Source organism: Hymenobacter sp. 5516J-16 (assembly GCF_022919335.1).
GTDB classification, from domain to species: domain Bacteria; phylum Bacteroidota; class Bacteroidia; order Cytophagales; family Hymenobacteraceae; genus Hymenobacter; species Hymenobacter sublimis.
Map to the genome: position 1 here is coordinate 2193877 of NZ_CP095058.1, position 19671 is coordinate 2213547.

Here is a 19671-nt window from a genome sequence, read left to right on the forward strand (position 1 = left end):
GTCCTGACCTTTCAGGACGGATATATTCGGAACCGTTGACCTTGCCTTGGCGCGCGGTTGGCGCCCGAGTGTTTACCTGAACTGTTTGGCCGGCCTGCTCCGGCTGTACTCATACTTCTACTACCACATCAACCTGCTACGCCTATGTTGGTAATCAAACGCGACGGCCGCCGCGAGTCCGTGAAATTCGATAAAGTAACGGCCCGCATCGAGAAGCTCTGCTACGGGCTCAACCAGAATTTCATCTCCCCGATTGAGGTGGCCAAGAAGGTTATCGACGGCATTTACGACGGCGTAACCACGATTGAGCTGGACAACCTGGCGGCCGAAACCGCCGCCTCGCTCACCACCAAGCACCCCGACTACGCCATTCTGGCCGCGCGCATTGCCGTGAGCAACCTGCACAAGGTCACCAGCAAGTCGTTTAGCAGCACCATGAAGCGGCTGCACACCTACGAGGACCCCAAGACGGGCGAAAACGCCTCCCTGATTGCCCAGGACGTGTGGGAAATCGTGCACGCCCACGCCGCTACCCTTGACTCGGCCATCATCTACGACCGGGACTATAACTACGATTACTTCGGCTTCAAGACCCTGGAGCGGAGCTATTTGCTGCGTTTGGATGGCCGGGTGGTGGAGCGCCCCCAGCACATGCTGATGCGCGTGGCCGTGGGCATTCACAAGGAAGACATTGCCGCCGCCATCGAGACCTACAACCTGATGTCGGAGCGGTGGTTTACGCACGCTACCCCTACCCTCTTCAACGCCGGCACGCCCAAGCCCCAGCTCAGCTCCTGCTTCCTGCTCACGATGAAGGATGACTCCATTGAGGGCATCTACGACACGCTGAAGAACTGCGCCCTGATTTCGCAGAGCGCCGGCGGTATTGGCCTGGCTGTGCACAACGTGCGCGCTACGGGTTCCTACATCAAAGGCACCAATGGCACCTCCAACGGCCTGACGCCCATGCTGAAGGTGTTCAACGACACGGCCCGCTACGTGGACCAGGGCGGCGGCAAGCGCAAAGGCGCTTTCGCTATTTACCTGGAGCCCTGGCACGCCGACATCTTCGACTTCCTGGACCTGAAAAAGAACCACGGCAAGGAGGAGATGCGCGCCCGCGACCTGTTCTACGCCCTCTGGACGCCCGACCTGTTCATGAAGCGCGTGGAAGCCAACGGCGACTGGACCCTGATGTGCCCCAACGAGTGCCCCGGCCTCGATGAGTGCTACGGCGAGGAGTTTGAGCGCCTCTACCAGAAGTATGAGCGTGAAGGCCGCGGCCGCAAAACCATCAAGGCCCAGGACCTGTGGTTTGCCATTTTGGAAAGCCAGACCGAGACCGGCACGCCCTACATGCTGTTCAAGGACGCGGCCAACAACAAGAGCAACCAGAAAAACCTCGGTACCATCAAGAGCTCCAACCTCTGCACCGAGATTATGGAGTACACCGACAAGGACGAGGTAGCGGTATGCAACCTGGCCTCCCTGGCCCTACCCCGCTACGTGCGCCCCGACGAGGCCGGCAACCTCATCTTCGACCACCAGAAGCTCTATGAGGTAACCTACCACGCTACGATGAACCTGAACAAGGTCATCGACATCAACTACTACCCCGTAGCCGAAGCCGAACGCAGCAACCGCCGCCACCGCCCCATCGGACTGGGCGTGCAGGGCCTCGCCGATACGTTCATTGCCCTGCGCATGCCCTTCGAGAGCGACGAAGCCAGCGGCCTGAACAAGGACATCTTCGAAACCATCTACTTCGCGGCCATGACGGCCTCTAAAGACCTCGCCATCCGCGACGGGCACTACGAGACCTTCCCCGGCTCGCCCCTGAGCAAGGGCCAGTTCCAGTTCGATATGTGGGGCGTAACGCCCGAGTCGGGCCGCTGGGATTGGGAAACGCTGCGCGCTCAGGTAATGGAGCACGGCGTGCGCAACTCTCTGCTGGTTGCCCCCATGCCTACGGCCAGCACGGCCCAGATTCTGGGTAATAACGAGTCGTTTGAGCCCTACACCTCCAACATTTATGTGCGCCGCGTGCTGAGCGGGGAGTTCATGGTGGTGAACAAGCACCTGCTCAAGGACCTGGTGAAGCTGGGCCTGTGGAACGACCAGATGAAGAACGCCATCATTGCCGCCAACGGCTCGGTGCAGGACATCCCCAACATTCCGCAGAACATCAAGGACCTGTACAAGACGGTGTGGGAGATTTCGCAGCGCCGCATCATTGACATGTCGGCTGACCGGGGCGCCTACATCTGCCAGAGCCAGAGCCTGAACCTGCACGTGCTGAACGTGAACTTCGGCAAGCTCACCAGCATGCACTTCCACAGCTGGAAGAAGGGCCTGAAAACCGGCATGTACTACCTGCGCACCAAAGCCGCCGTGGATGCCATCAAGTTCACGGTGCAGAAGCAAGCCGCCGAGACCCTGGAGCCGCTAAACGTATCGGCCCAGAACGCCTCCGACATGGCCTGCTCCCTGGATAACCCAGACGCCTGCGAGGCCTGCGGTTCGTAAGGTGTTTGACGGCTATAGTGTTGACTTCGGTAAAGTCAACTGGAACTGGTGTCACAGTCTTAGTATTCTGCGGGAGGAAATGGAAGTGCTTCTGACCTTTCCTCCTCGCAGTGGACTTTATCCTAGAGCAGCCGGTGCATATGAAGTTGTCGGGTATACGAAACATCGGAAATTTATTTCGGTTACTTTCACGTTACAGGATGACCAACTTGTCGTCGAAGACGTAATTTTGCCGAGCTATGAAACCATCCGAGACGTCATCCTCCGCCAACTCTCAGCCGGCAACGAGTCTTTCGATGACCGGTAAAACGGTAGAAGTGTATGAGCAAGGCAGAATAAGTGGCCCGCTTACGACGCAGGAGTTCATAACTTATCTACGCAAAACTGGCAAGCTTCCGCCTAACGCCAACTGGCAGTTAGCTTCTTAACTTATATAAAAGCCCCAGCCCTTCCGGCTGGGGCTTTTTGTTTGATATCATTTCACTCATAATTACACTCTTCACTTAAGCATATAATGAACAGTGACAGAAAGTTCTTTATCAGCCTACCGATCCGAGGTCGTGTAGCTTTTGGAATCTGTTGCTTGGAGAATGCTTTAATCCACTTTGGTTACTCTCTAAAAGAGTGGGAGGTAGTGTTAAAGCAGCTATGGCAATTCACTGAGCTAGAACGGAATTTAGACACCTGGTTATACTCAACCGCTGAATATTTACCTGATTCTGTATTAGATAAGCGGCCATTCAATGACAAGGACTGCGAATACGTCACTGTGGAATTAGATGCACTACTAGCTGAGCTTTACGGAAAGGCTAACCCATGCATTGGGAAATTTATAGATACCATTTTCATGATTGGTACGACTCACATGTATGAGACAATCATGAATGGCGGCGAAAGGAGTTTACAGTACATTCTAGATCTTATCCAGCTAATGTATTCGGCGCAAATACCACTGCCTGACTACTGGATATTTCAGCGTGTCATGGGTGGCGACAGTTGGGGGAAGATATTCACCAGACAAGATGTACACTAGCAACTTTTGCTCATGCTCTAGACCGCTCCTGCGGTGACTTCTCCGACAGCAAGTGCAACACCTACTGCTAGGTCACTACCCACCCCACTTGGCAGAATTTTCTATATAGTGTTTTTACACTGCTCTATCCCTTAGTGAAATACAACGCTACTCTCTCGCTATTGCTGGGCCTGACGCTGGCCTTTACCGCTGGCTGTGATAAAGATGATCGGAAAGAAACGCCCGAGCCACTACCGGAGCCCACCGTTACCTATAGTCGCTCTATTGTGTACCAGGACAATGGCCAGCACCGGGATACCACCTTTCATGCGCCACAATTGAAGGGCTATGTCACGCAGACTGCCCAGAGCTTATCGGTAGGCGTGAAGCCCATTACCGGTACCGAGGGCATCGGCTTCGCGCTAGACCGCACGAAACTGACCGCTGCTCTTACTGGCACCTACACCCTTAAAACCCTCCGCGACCAAACGCTTCATGCGGATGTGCGCTACTATTACGACCAACCCGAAAGCCTGGGCGGCGGTACCATTCTGTACTTCAGCAGCATGCAACACGTTACGGGCAGCTTCACCATCAGCAGCTACAATGCCAAGCGCCAACTCCTGAGTGGCACCTACACCGCCACCTTAACTGGGTCCAGCGACCCAACAGTGGCCTATAGCACCTTCCCGAAGAGAAAGTGCGACATTACTATTACGGGCACCTTCGCCAACGTGCCGCTGAAGCGGGTAGAATAGCGCGCCCGCTAGGCCACATACACTGGACTAGCGGTAGAGTAGGATTAAACTTCGTGGAAGTATGTTGTGCGTAAAACTGTACCCCATTAATTCCCTAGCTGGTGCCGTTGGTGCAGGAAATTGCTCGTACATCTAAGAAGCTGGTGGAGCGCGGGCGCAGGGGCGCTTGGGGTGGTTGAGGCTGGTTGTATTACCTGCGCGTTGGTGCGTACTTTGCTGCTATGGCCCCTCCCGGAAATGCTGATGCTTCGCTGGCTGGCCGGCTGGCGTTTTATAATGCCGTGCCGTCGGTGGTATGGTCGGGGCTAAGCTGGGGGCCGCTGACGGTGTTCTGCTACCAGCACATGGCGCGGCCGTGGCTGTACGGGCTACTGGGGGTGAGTTTGCTGGGGTATGTTGTGCCCGCGCCTGGTTTCGGTACTGGCAGCTGAGCGAGTTGCCGTCCGTTTATCGGCGGTTAGGTGTGCCCTGGGTTAATCGTCTGGCCCAGCACGGAGCCGTTGTTAATGCGCTTATCCGGCGGCGCTATCCGCAGTACCGCCGGGTACGGGGCCGCCGGTCGGTGGCGGCACTAGTGGGCAACAGCTACCACATGGAGCGGTTTCACGTGGCGGCGCTGCTGGTCTTTCTATGGGCCGGTGCGTATGCCGCCGCGCAGGGCTACTGGGGCTGGGCCGGGTTGCTGACGGTGCTCAACATAGGCTATAACCTGTATCCCATTTGGTTGCAACAATACCTGCGGTTGCGCCTGGCCGCTTCGGCCGGCAAGCCATTGGGGTAGGCAGCCCGTTGCGAGGTGGCCGGGTGGGACTGGTTGAGGGCGCTTGCCTGGTAGTAAGGGCCGTGGGGCCGCCGAGAAGCTACTGAGGCGTGAGGGTCGGAGCTATTAAGTGGGGTAGGACTAGCCGTAACCCCATCATCCTGTACCGCCGCGGCGGGGGCGGCTGCGTACCACTGGGTAGTCCGGCGCGTGCCGGCTTTAGCTGCTACTCTCTATGCCTGATACGTCCATTTACCGCCCGCTGCCGAAGGTGCTGCTCTTCGACGTGAACGAGACCTTGCTCGACATGGGCAAGCTCAAGCGGGCCGTGCCGAAAGCTTTCGGCAATAAATACGCCTTCAAGCAGTGGTTTGGGCTGCAACTCCACTACTCGCTGGTGGATACCGTAACGGGCACCTACCACCCCTTCGGCCACATTGCGGAAGCGGCCCTGGACATGACGGCCGACATGCTGGAGGAAAAGCGCCTCTCGCCCACCACCAAAAAGGAGCTGGTGGGTCTGCTCACCCAGCTGCCCGCCCACCCCGACGTGCCCCGCGGCCTGGAAATGCTACTCGATGCTGGTTTTCGGCTGGTGGCCTTCACCAACTCTCCCCAGCTAACCCTGGATGCCCAACTACGCTACGCCGGCATCATTCACTACTTCGAGCAAGGCCTGAGCGTGGAGGCGGTGGAGCTGTACAAACCTCACTTCCATACCTACCAAGCGGCCGTGCAAACCCTGGGCGTAGCTCCCACGGAGGCCCTGCTCATAGCCGCCCACGGCTGGGATGTAGCCGGGGCCCAGGACGCCGGACTGCGCAGTGGCTTTATTGCCCGCCCGGGCCAAACCCTCTACCCCCTAGCCACGCCGCCCACTTATCAGGGGAAAGATCTGCCCTCCCTAGCTCGCCAGATTATCGGCTAGCGACAGCTCCCTGCTGATGACGGCCTGACCGCAAACGACCTTCCAGCGCGGTCCTGCATAAAGTAGAAAAGGCTTCCACGGATATTAGAAGCCTTTTTTGATTGTAACACCTGCTGCTTAGTGGCGCCCTTTGCCTCGACCGTGGCCGTGCCCGTGGCCGCCGCGGGGGGCGTAGTAGGCCGGCCCCGCGGGCACGAGCAGAACGGTGCCTTTCTTGTATTTGGGAGCCTTGTACTTCTTTACGGGCCGGGCCTCCCGCACTACCACGTACTGGGGCGCGGGCCGGCCGATGTTGATGGTGACCTGGGCTTGGGCCGAGGTAGGGCTAAGGGCCAGGGCCGCTAGGGTGAGCAAGGCGGCAGCGAGAAAAGATTTCATCATGTGGGAGAGAGTAGAAAGAATACAGCTCCTAAAACCAGTGCAACCAGTTTCAGCGCAGTAGCGCGGGCAAATATGAGGCCACGTACATCAGCTGCTTATTGCCCCGGCAGAACTCCTCTTGCCGCCGAATGAGCAGGCTGCCGGTAGTGGCGCAACGGCTACGCTAGTTCGTAGCAGGGGTAGCGTCGCTGCCGGAAAATCTTCCCGTCTTTGAACTCGAAAATTAGGCATAGCTGCCCGAGCAGGCGCTGCCCGCGCAAGAGGGGCCCAATGTCGCTGGTGGTGGTAGCTTGCCAGAGGCCTTCTACCAGTACGCTACCGTCGGGGGTTACCTGGGTGCGTTGCACCTCAAACTGCGGGTCGCGGAGCAGCTCCCGGCCGGCGCGCAGGTTGTCAAGGATATCCGTGAAGGAGCGGCGTTGGATGCTGCGGTACAGCAGGTTAGGATATTCCGTTTGCTCTACCTCCGGATGCAGCACGGCGGCGTAAGCGGCGGGGTCGGTGTTGAACGCTTGAACCAGGTCGAAATACGAGTTGATGACGTCAAGTTGCTCGTTCATGAGAGGGGCAATAGGGAAAGCAGTGTAAGGGAAGCCTAATATAAAGGAAGCAAAGGATACTGTCGGTCTTGGCCCAACCCGCACACGCCGCCCAGCGCCCCAGTGCGCTCCTACCCTACCGGCAGCCCCACCCACTGCCTATACTCCCGGAGTTGCACCCCAGAGTTAGGGGCGGCGCTTCGGCGAGCGGGCAGGCGTGGCGCGGCGGCGTGGGGCGGGTTGCACCTGGGCCGAGTCGAGGGGACCTACGGTTACTTGTCCGCTTGGCACAGAGGGCAGCGGCAGCGGATGATTGGGCAGCACCTGGGTAGGGACCGGAACGGGTTCGGCCTTGTCTTGCCCCACGCCGGCGGGCAGAGTCACACCGGGCACGGGGCTTACGCGCTCAGTAGGGTGGCGCCGGACAGACTGCACGGGTGGCCGGTTTTGGGCCTGGGCAGCCTCAGCAGCTAGGCTCAAGGTTAGCAGAGTAATCGACAGGAAGCGGAGCATATGGCAAGAGCACGCAGCATTAAATGAAGGGTAGGGCAACGGGCGACAACACCCGGCAACAGTTCTGCTTCGGTCAGCAGCCTCACGCAGAACCAGCTGGTAGCAGTACGGCGCGCTACCACCGCAAGTTCAGGCAAGCTTGGCTTCACCAAGCAGCGCTTTACCAGCCTAACCTATCGGCTTCCACGGCTTCTAGACTTACGCTTTTTGCCACTGGCGTCCTCACCCGCGTCTCAGTATCATTACCTGACTTTCAACAGCACCACGCTGACTAACGCCACGCTACTCCCCGCACTTTCCTTGGGTAGGCAGGTAGAGCCAGCTGGGGAAAATCAGGATGCACCTTCGCTGTGTCGTATTTTAATACTTCTACGACTTATGACACAAGTAAGTAGCATTTAATTTATTCTCTACAATACTTGCTACAACACATACCATTTGGTGCTTCCAGCGGGGCAACGTGCAGGGGTTGGAACGGCCTCTCGCTTGCTGGCGCATTTAGCTAGGGGCGTGGGGCCAGGCTCGTCAGGCTAATATTTCAGCGGGGAGCTGGGCTGTTGCAAGAGCCAGGCTTGCGCGGCGGCGTCGGTTTCGAAAGAACGGTAGGTGATGGCGAGGCTCTGGCTTTGGGTGGTGATGTAAGCCGTAGCCAGACGCACCATTACTTCCGGCGAAACTACCACGGCGCCGTGGCGGTAGCCGCCCTCACTTACGGCCTGCGGCAGCCATTTCTGCGCTATCCATTCCTGCTCCTGATGCGTGAACGGGCGCATGGTAAGCTGGTTGATTAGGATCCGGCTCCAGCCCCGCCGCTGCAAGCCCAGCATCATGTGGGTGAACAAGCCGCGCACATCGGCCAAGCCGTAGGTACTGCCGCTCCAATTGGCCCGAATGAAACCAGCCGGATCCTCTAGCAGGCGGCCCGCTGCATTCTCAAAATATACCAAGGGCTGCTGCTCGGTGGGTTTCATTGGGCCTAAAGTACGCCTTTACGCCGGGTCTGCTAGCAGCCAAGCACGGTTTCTATATGAAGTGACATTCAGAACCAGAACCGCCCTGCTTGGGTAGCAAGGCCCATATTGCCCATTATTACACCGACAGTGCCTACCTGCCCGGCAGCGGCGGCGAAGCGGCGAATCGTTCCTTTTCCAGGAAATGTAACACACGAAGCCGGCATGCTGGCGCTGCCAAGGGCCATGCGGTGGCCCGCTAGATGCCGCTTGCCTGGAGGAGGGCTTACCCAAACCGCTGGCTGTAACAAAATGACGGTTTCAGGGCTGATAATCCGGCCACTGTACTACTACCGCAGCCGGGCGCAGGGTGCTTCTAGCTCGCCTATAACCTCTGATTTTCAAGGTCGTATAAAACGCCGTTTTCAGTGATGTTTCACGTTAAAACAGCGTACCGTCATGGCTATTCAGAAATATCAGGACTCCTTTTCTGACATGAACTCCTCGAGCTTCAGCACCATGCTCGACCGGTTTTTCAGCGACTCCCTGGCCTCGCGAGGGCGCGTGAACAGCTTCTCGCCCCACGTAGATGCTTACGAGACGGAGAAAAGCTACGAGATTGAGGCCGCCTTACCTGGCCTGAAGCGCGAAGACATTAAGGTTGACTTCCACCAGGGGCGCCTGACTATATCGGGGGAGCGACACTTCCGCAACGAGCAAAACCAGCGCCGCTACCACGTGGTGGAAAGCTCCTTCGGCTCGTTTCACCGCGCCTTCCAGCTACCCGATACCGTGGATGCCAGCCGCATTCAGGCCGCTTTTGAAGATGGCGTGCTGCGGGTAAGCGTGCCCAAGGACGAGAAGAAAACCATGCGCCACCAGATTGAGGTGCGCGGCGGCCAGAACCAGGGTAGTAGCCCCGGCCAGATGTCGGAGCGCCTGGGAGAGCAGGCCACCGACGTAGCCGTGCAAACGGGCAGCAATGGCAACGGCCAGCCCCAAGCCACCGGCTCCGTAGATCCGGCCGAGGAAATGAAAAACCGCCCGCAAAGCTCGGGGGTAGGCTCCTAAGGCCTCGCCTCTTATTGGTGCACCAAGCCGGTTCGGATTCCGAATCGGCTTTTGGTTTTGGTGGGTAAGCGGCCCGGCTGGTAGCCGCGTCGCGCGCCGCATCGTAAAACACCGCTACGAGCATCTTTCCACTTCACTTCGTACTCCTTATGCACCGCATCCTTCTTTTTCTGTGGCTGGGGCTGGTGGCCGGCCTAAGCCAGACCGCCGTGGGCGCCCCCGCGGAAGAGCTGCCGCCCCGCCCCGCTCCCTTCCGGTTTGTAAATGACCAGGCCCAACTACTACCCGAAGCCAACGCCAAGACCTTGGAAAATGGCTTGCGCCGCTACGCCGACGAAAACGGTACCCAGATTGTGGTGGTAACGGTGCCTTCGCTGGGAGGCCGCAACGTGGCCGAGTACGCCCGGGAGCTGGGCACGGCCTGGGGCATCGGCCAGCGCGACAAAGACAACGGCGTGGTAGTGCTAATCGGCGCGCAGGAGCGCAACGTCACCATTCAGGCCGGCTCGGGGCTGCGCCAGCAGATTACTCCGGCCCTGACCAGCCAGATTATCAACGAAAAAATGACGCCCAGCTTTAAGCAAGGCCGCTATTTCGCCGGCTTGCGTTCGGGCCTTAATGCCCTAATGCTGGCCGCTAACCCGGGCTCTGCTCCGACCAGCTCCCCAGCGGCCGCCACTAGTCCGGCAACTAGCGCCGCCGCTGGGGTAGGCGCCAACGGGGCCGGCAGCGGAGCCGAACTTGCCAGCGAGCTTCCGGCCCAAAGCGCCGTTCCGGAACCCGTAGCGCCTACCCTACCGGCGGCAGAACCTGCTTCATCGGGGTTTGGCTGGGGCACGTTGGCCCTGGGTGCCCTGATTATAGGAGGCGGCATTTGGCTGGTATCCAAGCTATTTCGGCGCCGGACACCCGCCGCGCCAGGCCCGAGCCCTACCCCGGATTTTCTGCCCAACCAATCGACGCAGCCAGGCCAGCCCAACGATGCTACCCGCGGCTACGGGCAGCGGCCAGTAAACCAGCCCGGTAACGTTCCGGACTTCTTGCCTAACCGTACTTCTGGTTTTGGGGGCGGGAGCGGCGGTAGTGGTGTGGGCGGCATGCTCATGACGGGTGCTGCCGCCGCCGCCGGCGCTTACCTTGGCAACCGCATGGCCCAGGGCCACGACAACCCCGACAGTTCTGCTTTCCACCCCGACGGCTCCCGCACTTTCGACCCGGACGCGGCGGGTGCCGCGGGTGGAGCAGCGGCAGCTGGCGCGGTAGGTGGAGCGGCCTCAACGGGTGGCTTTCCGGCCTTGGGCGGCACCGATGCTACCCCGAAGCGGAGCCAGACTACTTCTCGGAGGACTACACGGCAAACGATTCCCCAGACTATTTCTCCTCCTCCGACGACAGCTCTTCCTACGACGACACGTCGTCGGACGATACCGGCGGCGGGGGCTTCGACAGTGACGACAACACGAGTGGCAGCTGGTAACGCCAGCCGGCTACGGCTTAGGGCCGGGCCAAAGGGTAACAACCTACTACGCCACCATAATGCAACAAGCCGGCTTCCGTACGTACGGGAACCGGCTTGTTGCGTGTGAGGGGAGTGGAATTACTTCTTGGGCATACTGCGGGTGGGTGCTCCTACTTTTACGCTTGGGTTACGCTTGCGCTTGCGTTGGGCTTTGAGGCGCAGCTTCCAGCGACGAAACGGGCCCAACTTCTTCATTTTGTGACGGCTGTTGCCACGGTAAGCTTTGTAGTTAGGCCGGCCGCGCTTGTATGAACGACGAAAGACCGGAACGCTGGCTACCGTTTCAGCGCTGACTGATGAGGTGGCGCTGCTTCCCGTTTCGGCCCGCGTAGGGGCCGGCTCTAGGAACAAAAGGAAGCCCAAAAGTAGCAGGAGTATCTTTTTGAACATAAGAAAGAATAAGAGGTGAGAGAAGCACGGCACCACATGGCACCTCCAAATAAAGCGAATCTTTAGATAATTATCGTAACAAGCTGAAATAAAGAGTTATTCTAAGAAAAATTCTATGTCAAGTCTCATTTCGATTTCTCTAACGTTAGCGTCATTCCTTTTAACTTTTCTAATACGATCCGTGTATCAACCTAAATCTTGTGAGCTTTCCTGAGCCTGGTTGCCTGATGACAGAAAGCGACGCACGCTATTGCCAGCCCCCCGCGTATGCTGAAACCTCAGGTAAATAGTTCGTTGATATTCGTACTGGCTTCTGCCGGCTCAAGAAGAAGCGCTGTCATTGCTTCCTATGCTAGCCTAGCAACGCCTCCTGGCACCTTTACTTTCTCGATCAGCTGGTGGAAACTAAGGACGTAGCTAGGACGGTAACGGTGGGCACCTTTTACCTAGGTCTGCCCTGCCCAACGGTTACAGAAGGCTTTTGCTAAAGCCAATACTATTTAGCGGGCCGCCCGCACCCGGAGCCCTAGCAAGTACTTAGAAGAGTATGTAATGGGTAGTCCAGGCGCTTACCCTCGGGAGCAGAGCCAACGCACAGCCTCGCCCTCGTCGGTGAATTGGTTGAGGGAGCAGTAGTCGCCGTGGGTGTGGGGCAGGGGCGGCAGGGTTTCGTCGTGCACGTCGTCGAGCTGGTAGGGCGCCACCAGAAAGGCCAGGTACACATGGTCGCCGAGGTGCTGACGCAACAGGGGGTAGAACACGGTGGTCAGCCAGTGCACGTCGCGGGAGTCTACCTCTAGCCGGCGCCGGGAGTCCACAAGCCAGTGGCGGCAGGAGTCGCAGGTAGCGGCGTAGCGCAGCACTTCCTGGTAGCCGGCGCGCAGCTCATGTGAGGCCGTGGGGCGCGTCCAGCGGGCGGCCACAATCCCTAGGTCGGGCCGGTACGATAAGTCCAGAAAGTCGGCAAGCGTGGTAGGATTCATGCGGGGCGAGCGGAGAAGCTGACGAGAAAATAAAGTGGTCCGGATACGGGGCATACGGGCCGCACGTTGGCCCAGTGGCAGAGGAGTCAGGCCAGCCTGCCCCAGTAGTACGCGGGGCATTGCCTAGCCCAGTAGGTGAGGCCGCCCCCGAGACCGGCGTTTTAGGGCTTACCAGGAACGGTCGGGGGCACGGGAGTTTCCACGGGCCGAATATCGTAGCGGCGGTTGAACTCGGCTACGGCCGCCGAGCCTACGTTGCGCTTGGTTACCACAATCATCACCCCTTCGCCAGCTTCCGCCCCGAAGATGCGGCGGGCTTCGTCGCCCTTCACTACGTTCACCGAAGCAATGGTCCGGCGGTTGAGCTGCTCAATGGTTTTCTGGTCCGAAGGCTGACCATCAAGAAAATACAAGCTGGGTCCTGTTGCGGCGGCCCACGCAGCCGGCACCGGGCCAGCAGCCTGGCTATCAGCAGTGTACCAGGTAGTTGCCACAAGCAGACCAGCTAGGACAACCGCGCAATGTGAAGAGGAAAAGGTGAGCATAGTAGCAACAAACAAAAGTTCGGCTCCCAAGATACAAAACTGGGCCGGCTGCTTTCCGCAACCGGCCCGGCAACTTGTTCTATAGCTATTGTCACTAGCGAAAAGCGTTCATCTAGCCAGCACTATCTACTTGGTAGTTATTACAATAGCTCCCTGCCGGCCTTTTTCGCCGAACTTCTTGGTAGCCCGCTCGGCATCCATCACGAAAACGGAGGAAAGCTGGGCGGCCGGAATCTTGGTTTGCTCGATGGTGGCTTCCTTCTCGTTGATGATCAGTAGCCGTCCGCCCACATCAGCCGGGCTCAGGCCCCGACCGGCACTTATCAGGTTGATGACCCGCTGATCTTCGGGCTTGGCCGGCTCGAAACTCAGGTTGTGCTCCTTGATAAAGGCCTGAACCGCAGCCGAATCTCGGTTTTTCTTGGTGATAATCAGGATGGCGCCACCCGTGGCCTTTTCGCCGAAGGCAGTGCGGGCTTGCTCACCTTTCAGCACACTCATGCTTTCAATGGCTTTCGGGTCGAGGGCTTGCACTTCCGCCTTGGTGCTGGGCTTGCCGTCCAGGAAATACAGGGGCTCGGCGGCAACGGCTAGCGGCTGGCCTTTTTCATCGAACAGTACTTTTTCCGGCCGACGACCGTAGGCAATTTCGGCCCGGTAGCGCAGGTTGCTGCCATCGGCGGCACGCACTTCCGAGACGCCAATGAGGCGGTAGCCGGGGTACTGCTTTACGATGTAGGCCAGCGCGGCGGGGGTAGGGCACTAATGGGAGCTTCCTTTTCAACATCGGGGCCCGTGGGTGTGCTTACATCGGAGGCAGTCAGGGCAGCGGAGGCAGCTTCGGGAGCCGAGAGGCTGAGCAGCCCCAGGGCCAGCGGTAGCACCAGGAGGTAGCGGGCCGCTTGAGCGCGGGCAGATCGTTGCGCGTTCATCATACGAATACGGTTTTTAAGAGTGATAAAGGAGAAAGGAGTAACCAGCGCCGGCCCAGAAGCCAGGGTGCTGAGTTGCAGCAGGCTGTATTGATACGTTTTGGCATCGAGCTGCTTGGTCTGTAGCACGGCCTCATCGGTAATGAACTCCAGGTTTTCCTGCACGGCCCGCAGCAGCAGCCACGCCCCCGGACTGAACCACCCGAAAATCCGCTGGACATGGCTCAGCAGCACATCCAGCGTGTGCCACTGGCGCACGTGCACCTGCTCGTGCAGCACAATGGCTGGTAGCTCCGCAGGCGCGTGCTGGGCTGGATTCAGGTAAATCGTCTGCCAGAAGGAAAAGGGGTTGATGTCGGCGGCTACCTGGCGGCAAGCCACGCCGGCCACCTGGGCCGGACGGGAGGCGCGGTGCACGCCGGCCAGCGAAGCTGCTTGCAGCAGCAGGCGTAGCGTCATCAGCCCCGCGCCTACCCAGTAAACGGCCAGCAGCCAGAATCTGTAGTTAACGCCTTCCTCAGCAGGCACTACGGGCGCTACACTACCACTCCCGGGCCAGTTGGGCAGCAGCACGCTAAGCTGGTTATCCAGCGCAGCCGGCCGGGCCAGCAGCGCCGACACATCCAGCCACGGATACAGCACCGAAAACCCCAGCGCCCCCAGCAGGTAGGCGCGGTTCAGCTGATGAAAGGTGAGCCGGCGCAGCAGGGCATAGTACACTCCCAGCAACAGGAGCAGGACCCCGTTCACCTTCAGCAAGTACACTAATAGCTCGGGTATCATGGCTGCTGAGGCTTTTGCCGCTCAATCATATCAATGATTTCCTTCAGCTCCTCGGCACTGATTTTCTGGTCTTTAGCAAAGAAGGAAACCAGCTCTTTGTAGGAGTTGCGGAAGTAGTCGCCCACGAAGGCGCCCAGGAACCGCTTGCGGTAGTCCTCGGCCGGAATCAGGGGCGTGAAGCGGAAGGTATTGCCCAGCTTCTCGCTACGCAGGTAGCCCTTGCGCTCCAGGTTGCGCACCGTGGAGGCCAGGGTAGTGTAGGGTGGGCGGGGTTCGGGCAGCAGCTCCAGCACGTCCTTGATAAAGCCGCCCTCGAGCTGCCAGAAGCCGCGCATGGCTTCTTCTTCGGGTTGAGTAAGTCGTTCCATATCATCAATTACTATCTTTTCGTAATACTACGAATATTTCGTAATTAGATACAGGAAGTAGTGAAATATTTTTTAGCGGTACACAAAAAAGCCCGCTTGCTGTGGGCAAGCGGGCTTTTACTAGTAAAGTTGTTCAGCAAATCGAAAGACCGTCATGCCGAGCCGGAGGCGAAGCATCTCGCGTGCTGAGGTTGCAATGCTACCCAACAATTCGAGCGAGATGCTTCGGCTCCGCCTCTGCATGACAGGGCCTATTTTGCCCTTTTGTTATCCTTCGAACAAGTTTAACGGGCTGCTTGCGGGTTTACCAGACGCGGGCGCGCAGGTTTTGGGCGCGCACCATCTTGGCGTCTTCCTTACAGCCGAAAGCCTCGTAGAACTCGGGCATGTTCATCAGGGGGCCGTTGGTCCGGAACTGCGCGGGTGAGTGGGGGTCGGTTAGCACCTGCTGGCGCAGGTATTCGGGGCGGGCATTGGTACGCCAGATTTGGGCCCAGGCCAGGAAGAAACGCTGCTCCGGCGTGAAGCCGTCGTATTTGGGCCGGGGGCCGTTGCCGTATTTCTGCTGGAGCTGCTTCTGCAGGGCGCTGTACGCTACGCTCAATCCGCCGAAGTCGGCCAGGTTTTCGCCCATGGTTAGCTTGCCGTTCACGTACACCGAGTCCAGCGGGGAGAAGGCGGAGTATTGCTTGCCGACCATGTCGGCGCGCTGGGTAAACTTCTCGGCGTCCTCCTTAGTCCACCAGTCGCGCAGGTTACCCGAGGCATCCGACTGCCGGCCTTGGTCGTCGAAGCCGTGGGTGATTTCGTGGCCTATGACGGCGCCCATGCCACCGTAATTCACCGCGTCATCCGCTTTCGGGTCGAAGAACGGGGGCTGCATGATGCCAGCCGGAAAGGTAATGTCGTTCATCGATGAGTTGTAGGAGGCATTCACCGTGGGCGGGGTGAAGCGCCACTCGGTGCGGTCAATGGGCTTGCCGTACTTGCTCACGTTGTCGTTGTAGGCCCACTGCCGGGCGGCCAGCACGTTTTTTAGGTACGACTCGCGCGAAAGGGTCAGGGCCGAGTAATCCTTCCACTTATCGGGGTAGCCGATTTTTACGGTGAAGGCGTTCAACTTCTTCAAGGCCTCCTGCTTGGTCGCGTCGCTCATCCAGTCTAGCTGCTTAATGTGCTCGGCCATGGAGGCTTTGATGTTATTGACCATTTCCATGGCCTTCTGCTTGGTTTCGGGCGTGAAGGTCTTGTCCACGTAGAGCTGACCGAAGGCCTGGCCTAGGGCCTGGTCGGTGGCACCCAACATGCGTTTCCAGCGGGGCTGCTGCTGCTTGGCCCCCGTTAGGGTTTGCTGGAACCGGAAGGCTTCGTCGGCATAGGCTTTGGGCAGGGCCGAGCTAACGGAGCTTACCAACTGCCAGTCGAGGTAGCTTCTGAGGTTGGCCATCGGCTCCTGCTTCATCAGCGCGCTAACTTCCTGAAAGAAAGCCGGCTGACCCACAATGACCTCTTTGGCCGCGCCCAGCTTGTTTTGCGCTAGCAGGGTAGGCAGACCGATGTTGGGAAACTGCTGGTTGGCCTCAGCCACCGTCATCTTGTTGTAGTTCGCGTACGGGTCGCGCAGCTCCACGCGGCTCTTGCTGGCCTTGGCCAGGCGCGTTTCAATAGCCAACACAGCCGCCGCCTTTTTGGCCGCCGCCGCCTCCGAGTCGCCCATGAGCTTGAACGTGTTGGTCATGTAGGCCACGTAGGCGTTGCGCACGGTTTTGGAGCGGGCATCGTCCTTGAGGTAGTAGTCCCGGTCGGGCATGCCCAGGCCGCCCTGGCTCATATTTACGGCGTACACGGTGCTGTTTTTGCGGTCGGGGCTCACACCGGCCCGGAAGAAAGCGCCCGTGCCCAGGGCTTGGTGGCGGGCCACTACGGCTTGCAGGCTTTTTAGGTCTTTGGCGGCGGCAATGCGGGCCAGCTCTGGCTTCAGGGGCGTGATGCCGGCGCGCTCAATGGCCACGGAGTCCATGGCCGAAGCGTAGTAGTCACCGACTTTCTGCAGGTTGCTGCCTTTGGGGGCGTTGCGGTTGGCGGCGGCTTCCTCCAGAATCTGCCGGCTCACGGCGTTGTTTTGGTCGGCGAGCTGCTGGAAGCTTCCCCACCGGACCTCACTGGCCGGAATGGCCGTGTTCTTAAGCCAAGTGCCGCTGGCGAAGTGGAAAAAGTCGTCGCAGGGCGCCACGGACCGGTCGATGTTGGCTACGGCCAGCCCTACTCCTGGTACGCTCGGCGCCTCTGGGGTAGTAGTGGTAGTAGCTGTTACGGCCGTGGCAGAGGTGGTAGCGGCCGTAGCAGCGGGCTTCGAGGAATTGCAGCTGGTGGCGGCCAAACCTGCCACCGACAGGGCAGCCAACGTTAGCGTATTGTGGGTTTTCATAGATGCGGGAAATACGGCGAACTGAAAAAGAGAAAAGCGGGCTACCTGGGCAACCCGCTTTTCAATCTACTTATTTACAAGCTTTTGCCAAACACTACCATACCCGGGCGCGCACGTTCTGCGCACGAACCATCTTGGCGTCTTCCTTACAGCCGAAAGCCTGGTAGAACTCGGGCATGTTCATCAGGGGGCCGTTGGTGCGGTACTGAGCCGGGGAGTGCGGGTCGGTCTGCACTTGCTGGCGGATGTACTCAGGCCGGGCGCTGGTGCGCCAGATCTGGGCCCAGGCCAGGAAGAAACGCTGCTCGGGCGTGAGGCCATCGTACTGCGGACGGGGCTCCGAGCCGTACTTTTTCTGCAGCTGCTTTTGCAGGGCCGAGTAAGCCAGGGCTGTGCCCCCGAAGTCGGCCAGGTTTTCGCCCATGGTCAGCTTGCCGTTCACGAAAATGGAGTCGAGGGGCTGGAAAGCCGAGTACTGCTTGCCTACCAGGTCGGTGCGCTTCGAGAATTCGGCCGCATCTTCCTTGGTCCACCAGTCGCGCAGGTTGCCTTCGGCGTCCGACTGGCGGCCCTGGTCGTCGAAGCCGTGGGTGATTTCGTGGCCGATGACCGCGCCCATGCCGCCATAGTTTACCGCGTCATCGGCCTTGGGGTCGAAGAACGGGGGCTGCATGATGCCGGCCGGAAACACGATTTCGTTCATCGTGGAATTGTAGTAGGCATTTACCGTGGGCGGCGTCATGCCCCACTCGGTGCGGTCAATGGGCTTGCCGTAATGGCCCACGTTGTCTTTGAACTCCCATTCACGGGCCGTCAGCACGTTTTTCAGGTAGGACTCGCGGGAGATGTTCAGCGAGGAGTAATCCTTCCACTTATCGGGGTAGCCGATTTTCACGGTGAAGCCGTTCAGCTTCTTCATGGCTTCCTGCTTGGTGGCCGGGCTCATCCATTCCAGGGCCTGGATGTGTTCCCCCATGGCCTCCTTGATGTTAGCCACCATTTCCAAGGCCTTTTGCTTGGTTTCCGGCGTGAAAGCCTTCTCCACGTAAATCTGACCGAATGCCTCACCTAGCGTACCATCGGTGGCGCGCAGCATGCGCTTCCAACGGGGCTGCTGCTGCTTGGCTCCGCTCATCACCTGCTGGAAGCGGAAGGACTCGTCCACGTAAGCTTTCGGCAGCGCCGACGATACGGAGTTCACCAGGTGAGCCCGCAGGTAGGTTTTCCAGTCGCCTACGGGCTCCTGCTGGAGGGCGGCGCTGGCTTCTTTCAGGAATTCCGGCTGACCCACAATCACCTCCTTGGCTGAGCCCAGGCCCACCTGGGGCAGCATGGTGGTCAGGCCCAGATTTGGGAACTGCTTGTTGGCCTCGGCCACCGTCATCTTGTTGTAGTTGGCGTACCGGTCGCGCAGGGCTACGCGGTCTTTGCTGGCTTTGGCGAGCCGGGTTTCCAGGCGCAGTACGGTGGCGGCGTTCTTGGCAGCCGTGGCCTCCGCATCACCCAACAGCTTGAACAGGTTGGTGAGGTAGGTAGTGTAGGCCGAGCGGATGGTTTTGGAGCGGGCATCCTCCTTGAGGTAGTAGTCCCGGTCGGGTAGGGTAAGGCCACCCTGGCCCAGGTAGAGGGCGTACTCGGTGCTTTTCTTGGAGTCCTGGCGCACGCCCAGCCCGAATACCGAGCGGGTTTGCAGCATCTGCTGGCGCACCAGCTGGTTCTGCAGGCCTTTCAGGTCTTTTACCCCGTTGATGCGGGCCAGCTCCGGTTGCAGGTACTTCAGGCCAGCTTTTTCAATAGCCATGGTGTCCATGGCCGAGGCGTAGAAGTCGCCTACTTTCTGGGCATTGGTGCCTTTGGCCGCCGATTTATTGGCGGCTGCAGCTTCCAGAATGTTGCGCAGTACGGCGTTGTTCTGGTCAATCAGCGTGTTCCAGGAACCCCACGACGACTCCGTGGCCGGAATGGGGGTGTTCTTGAGCCAGGTGCCGCTGGCGTACTGGAAGAAGTTCTCGCAGGGCGAAACCGCCAAGTCGCGGGCCGAAAGGTCGAGGCCCACGCCCGGCATTACCGGGCCTTTGGGGGCTTCCGTAGCGGTAGCGCCAGCCGTTGAGGCAGTAGCAGTGCTGGTTGTGGTGGTAGTAGTAGCGGAGGTAGCCGTGGTAGCGGGAGTGCTGGTGGCGCAGCCGGCCAGCCCGAGGCCTGCCGCCGTACCTAAGGTCAGCAATAGGTAGTTTTTCGAGGTCATGAAAGGAAAATGTGGGATGTGTGGAGTTCTAAGTTAAGCT

The 19671-nt window shown here is 59.1% G+C and carries 18 protein-coding genes; 7 read left to right on the forward strand and 11 right to left on the reverse strand.

Going from position 1 to position 19671, the window contains the following annotated elements; translation table 11 throughout:
- Window positions 1–144: 144 nt before the first annotated feature.
- The 5 genes from MUN84_RS10925 to MUN84_RS10945 all read left to right on the forward strand — a co-directional run bounded on the left by MUN84_RS10925 (window position 145) and on the right by MUN84_RS10945 (window position 5984).
- Window positions 145–2526, forward strand: a complete 2382-nt coding sequence (locus tag MUN84_RS10925; RefSeq protein WP_244698393.1) for a ribonucleoside-diphosphate reductase subunit alpha — start codon at window positions 145–147, stop codon at window positions 2524–2526.
- A 1167-nt stretch (window positions 2527–3693) separates the two neighbouring features.
- Entirely contained in the window at window positions 3694–4296 is a 603-nt protein-coding gene (locus tag MUN84_RS10930) for a hypothetical protein (protein WP_244698396.1), read from the forward strand.
- A 221-nt stretch (window positions 4297–4517) separates the two neighbouring features.
- Window positions 4518–4727 carry a hypothetical protein gene (locus MUN84_RS10935; protein ID WP_244698399.1) on the forward strand — a complete coding sequence of 70 codons (210 nt, stop codon included), beginning with the start codon at window positions 4518–4520 and terminating at the stop codon, window positions 4725–4727.
- Between the two features lie 32 nt (window positions 4728–4759).
- Complete coding sequence (locus MUN84_RS10940; RefSeq protein ID WP_244698400.1) at window positions 4760–5077, forward strand: hypothetical protein; 318 nt, start codon at window positions 4760–4762, stop codon at window positions 5075–5077.
- A 214-nt stretch (window positions 5078–5291) separates the two neighbouring features.
- A complete protein-coding gene (locus MUN84_RS10945) occupies window positions 5292–5984 on the forward strand; it encodes a haloacid dehalogenase type II (protein WP_244698403.1) in 693 nt (230 codons plus the stop codon).
- A 117-nt stretch (window positions 5985–6101) separates the two neighbouring features.
- Here the strand turns inward: MUN84_RS10945 and MUN84_RS10950 are convergent, their stop codons facing one another.
- The 4 genes from MUN84_RS10950 to MUN84_RS10965 all read right to left on the reverse strand — a co-directional run bounded on the left by MUN84_RS10950 (window position 6102) and on the right by MUN84_RS10965 (window position 8388).
- Window positions 6102–6365, reverse strand: coding sequence for a hypothetical protein (locus MUN84_RS10950; protein ID WP_244698414.1), 264 nt, complete (start codon window positions 6363–6365; stop codon window positions 6102–6104).
- Between the two features lie 158 nt (window positions 6366–6523).
- Window positions 6524–6925, reverse strand: a complete 402-nt coding sequence (locus MUN84_RS10955) for a nuclear transport factor 2 family protein (protein ID WP_244698417.1) — start codon at window positions 6923–6925, stop codon at window positions 6524–6526.
- Window positions 6926–7090: 165 nt separating this feature from the next.
- Window positions 7091–7417, reverse strand: coding sequence for a hypothetical protein (locus MUN84_RS10960; RefSeq protein WP_244698420.1), 327 nt, complete (start codon window positions 7415–7417; stop codon window positions 7091–7093).
- Between the two features lie 530 nt (window positions 7418–7947).
- Window positions 7948–8388, reverse strand: a complete 441-nt coding sequence (locus tag MUN84_RS10965) for a hypothetical protein (RefSeq protein WP_244698422.1) — start codon at window positions 8386–8388, stop codon at window positions 7948–7950.
- A 438-nt stretch (window positions 8389–8826) separates the two neighbouring features.
- On the opposite strand from MUN84_RS10965, the gene MUN84_RS10970 reads away from it, so the two are divergent.
- Complete coding sequence (locus MUN84_RS10970; RefSeq protein ID WP_244698425.1) at window positions 8827–9438, forward strand: Hsp20/alpha crystallin family protein; 612 nt, start codon at window positions 8827–8829, stop codon at window positions 9436–9438.
- Between the two features lie 149 nt (window positions 9439–9587).
- On the forward strand, window positions 9588–11024 hold the full coding sequence (locus MUN84_RS10975) for a TPM domain-containing protein (RefSeq protein WP_244698428.1): 1437 nt from the start codon (window positions 9588–9590) through the stop codon (window positions 11022–11024).
- An 892-nt stretch (window positions 11025–11916) separates the two neighbouring features.
- On the opposite strand, the gene MUN84_RS10980 is transcribed toward MUN84_RS10975, so the two are convergent.
- The 7 genes from MUN84_RS10980 to MUN84_RS11010 form a co-directional block, all read right to left on the reverse strand.
- On the reverse strand, window positions 11917–12450 hold the full coding sequence (locus MUN84_RS10980) for a hypothetical protein (protein ID WP_244698431.1): 534 nt from the start codon (window positions 12448–12450) through the stop codon (window positions 11917–11919).
- A gap of 41 nt (window positions 12451–12491) precedes the next feature.
- On the reverse strand, window positions 12492–12824 hold the full coding sequence (locus MUN84_RS10985) for a hypothetical protein (protein ID WP_244698434.1): 333 nt from the start codon (window positions 12822–12824) through the stop codon (window positions 12492–12494).
- A 177-nt stretch (window positions 12825–13001) separates the two neighbouring features.
- The gene (locus MUN84_RS10990) at window positions 13002–13565 is read right to left on the reverse strand and encodes a TonB-dependent receptor (RefSeq protein ID WP_244698436.1); all 564 of its coding nucleotides are present in this window, start codon (window positions 13563–13565) and stop codon (window positions 13002–13004) included.
- A 38-nt stretch (window positions 13566–13603) separates the two neighbouring features.
- A complete protein-coding gene (locus MUN84_RS10995; protein ID WP_244698438.1) occupies window positions 13604–14590 on the reverse strand; it encodes a M56 family metallopeptidase in 987 nt (328 codons plus the stop codon).
- On the reverse strand, window positions 14587–14958 hold the full coding sequence (locus MUN84_RS11000) for a BlaI/MecI/CopY family transcriptional regulator (RefSeq protein WP_244698441.1): 372 nt from the start codon (window positions 14956–14958) through the stop codon (window positions 14587–14589). The genes MUN84_RS10995 and MUN84_RS11000 overlap by 4 nt, the downstream gene beginning before the upstream one ends.
- 304 nt (window positions 14959–15262) lie before the next feature.
- Window positions 15263–17386: a M13 family metallopeptidase gene (locus MUN84_RS11005; protein WP_244698442.1), complete on the reverse strand. Its 2124-nt coding sequence runs from the start codon at window positions 17384–17386 to the stop codon at window positions 15263–15265.
- A 94-nt stretch (window positions 17387–17480) separates the two neighbouring features.
- Window positions 17481–19631 (reverse strand): M13 family metallopeptidase, encoded by a 2151-nt coding sequence (locus MUN84_RS11010; protein WP_244698444.1) that lies wholly within the window; start codon window positions 19629–19631, stop codon window positions 17481–17483.
- Between the last annotated feature and the right edge of the window lie 40 nt (window positions 19632–19671).

What these genes read in the sequence shown, in the direction of transcription:
- MUN84_RS10970 (WP_244698425.1), top strand. Translation starts at nt 8,827, where the DNA reads ATGGCTATTCAGAAATATCAGGACTCCTTTTCTGACATGAACTCCTCG.
- MUN84_RS11005 (WP_244698442.1), bottom strand. Translation starts at nt 17,386, where the DNA reads ATGAAAACCCACAATACGCTAACGTTGGCTGCCCTGTCGGTGGCAGGT.
- MUN84_RS10935 (WP_244698399.1), top strand. Translation starts at nt 4,518, where the DNA reads ATGGCCCCTCCCGGAAATGCTGATGCTTCGCTGGCTGGCCGGCTGGCG.
- MUN84_RS10925 (WP_244698393.1), top strand. Translation starts at nt 145, where the DNA reads ATGTTGGTAATCAAACGCGACGGCCGCCGCGAGTCCGTGAAATTCGAT.
- MUN84_RS10980 (WP_244698431.1), bottom strand. Translation starts at nt 12,450, where the DNA reads ATGCCCCGCGTACTACTGGGGCAGGCTGGCCTGACTCCTCTGCCACTG.
- MUN84_RS11010 (WP_244698444.1), bottom strand. Translation starts at nt 19,631, where the DNA reads ATGACCTCGAAAAACTACCTATTGCTGACCTTAGGTACGGCGGCAGGC.
- MUN84_RS11000 (WP_244698441.1), bottom strand. Translation starts at nt 14,958, where the DNA reads ATGGAACGACTTACTCAACCCGAAGAAGAAGCCATGCGCGGCTTCTGG.
- MUN84_RS10965 (WP_244698422.1), bottom strand. Translation starts at nt 8,388, where the DNA reads ATGAAACCCACCGAGCAGCAGCCCTTGGTATATTTTGAGAATGCAGCG.
- MUN84_RS10950 (WP_244698414.1), bottom strand. Translation starts at nt 6,365, where the DNA reads ATGATGAAATCTTTTCTCGCTGCCGCCTTGCTCACCCTAGCGGCCCTG.
- MUN84_RS10975 (WP_244698428.1), top strand. Translation starts at nt 9,588, where the DNA reads ATGCACCGCATCCTTCTTTTTCTGTGGCTGGGGCTGGTGGCCGGCCTA.
- MUN84_RS10945 (WP_244698403.1), top strand. Translation starts at nt 5,292, where the DNA reads ATGCCTGATACGTCCATTTACCGCCCGCTGCCGAAGGTGCTGCTCTTC.
- MUN84_RS10955 (WP_244698417.1), bottom strand. Translation starts at nt 6,925, where the DNA reads ATGAACGAGCAACTTGACGTCATCAACTCGTATTTCGACCTGGTTCAA.
- MUN84_RS10995 (WP_244698438.1), bottom strand. Translation starts at nt 14,590, where the DNA reads ATGATACCCGAGCTATTAGTGTACTTGCTGAAGGTGAACGGGGTCCTG.
- MUN84_RS10960 (WP_244698420.1), bottom strand. Translation starts at nt 7,417, where the DNA reads ATGCTCCGCTTCCTGTCGATTACTCTGCTAACCTTGAGCCTAGCTGCT.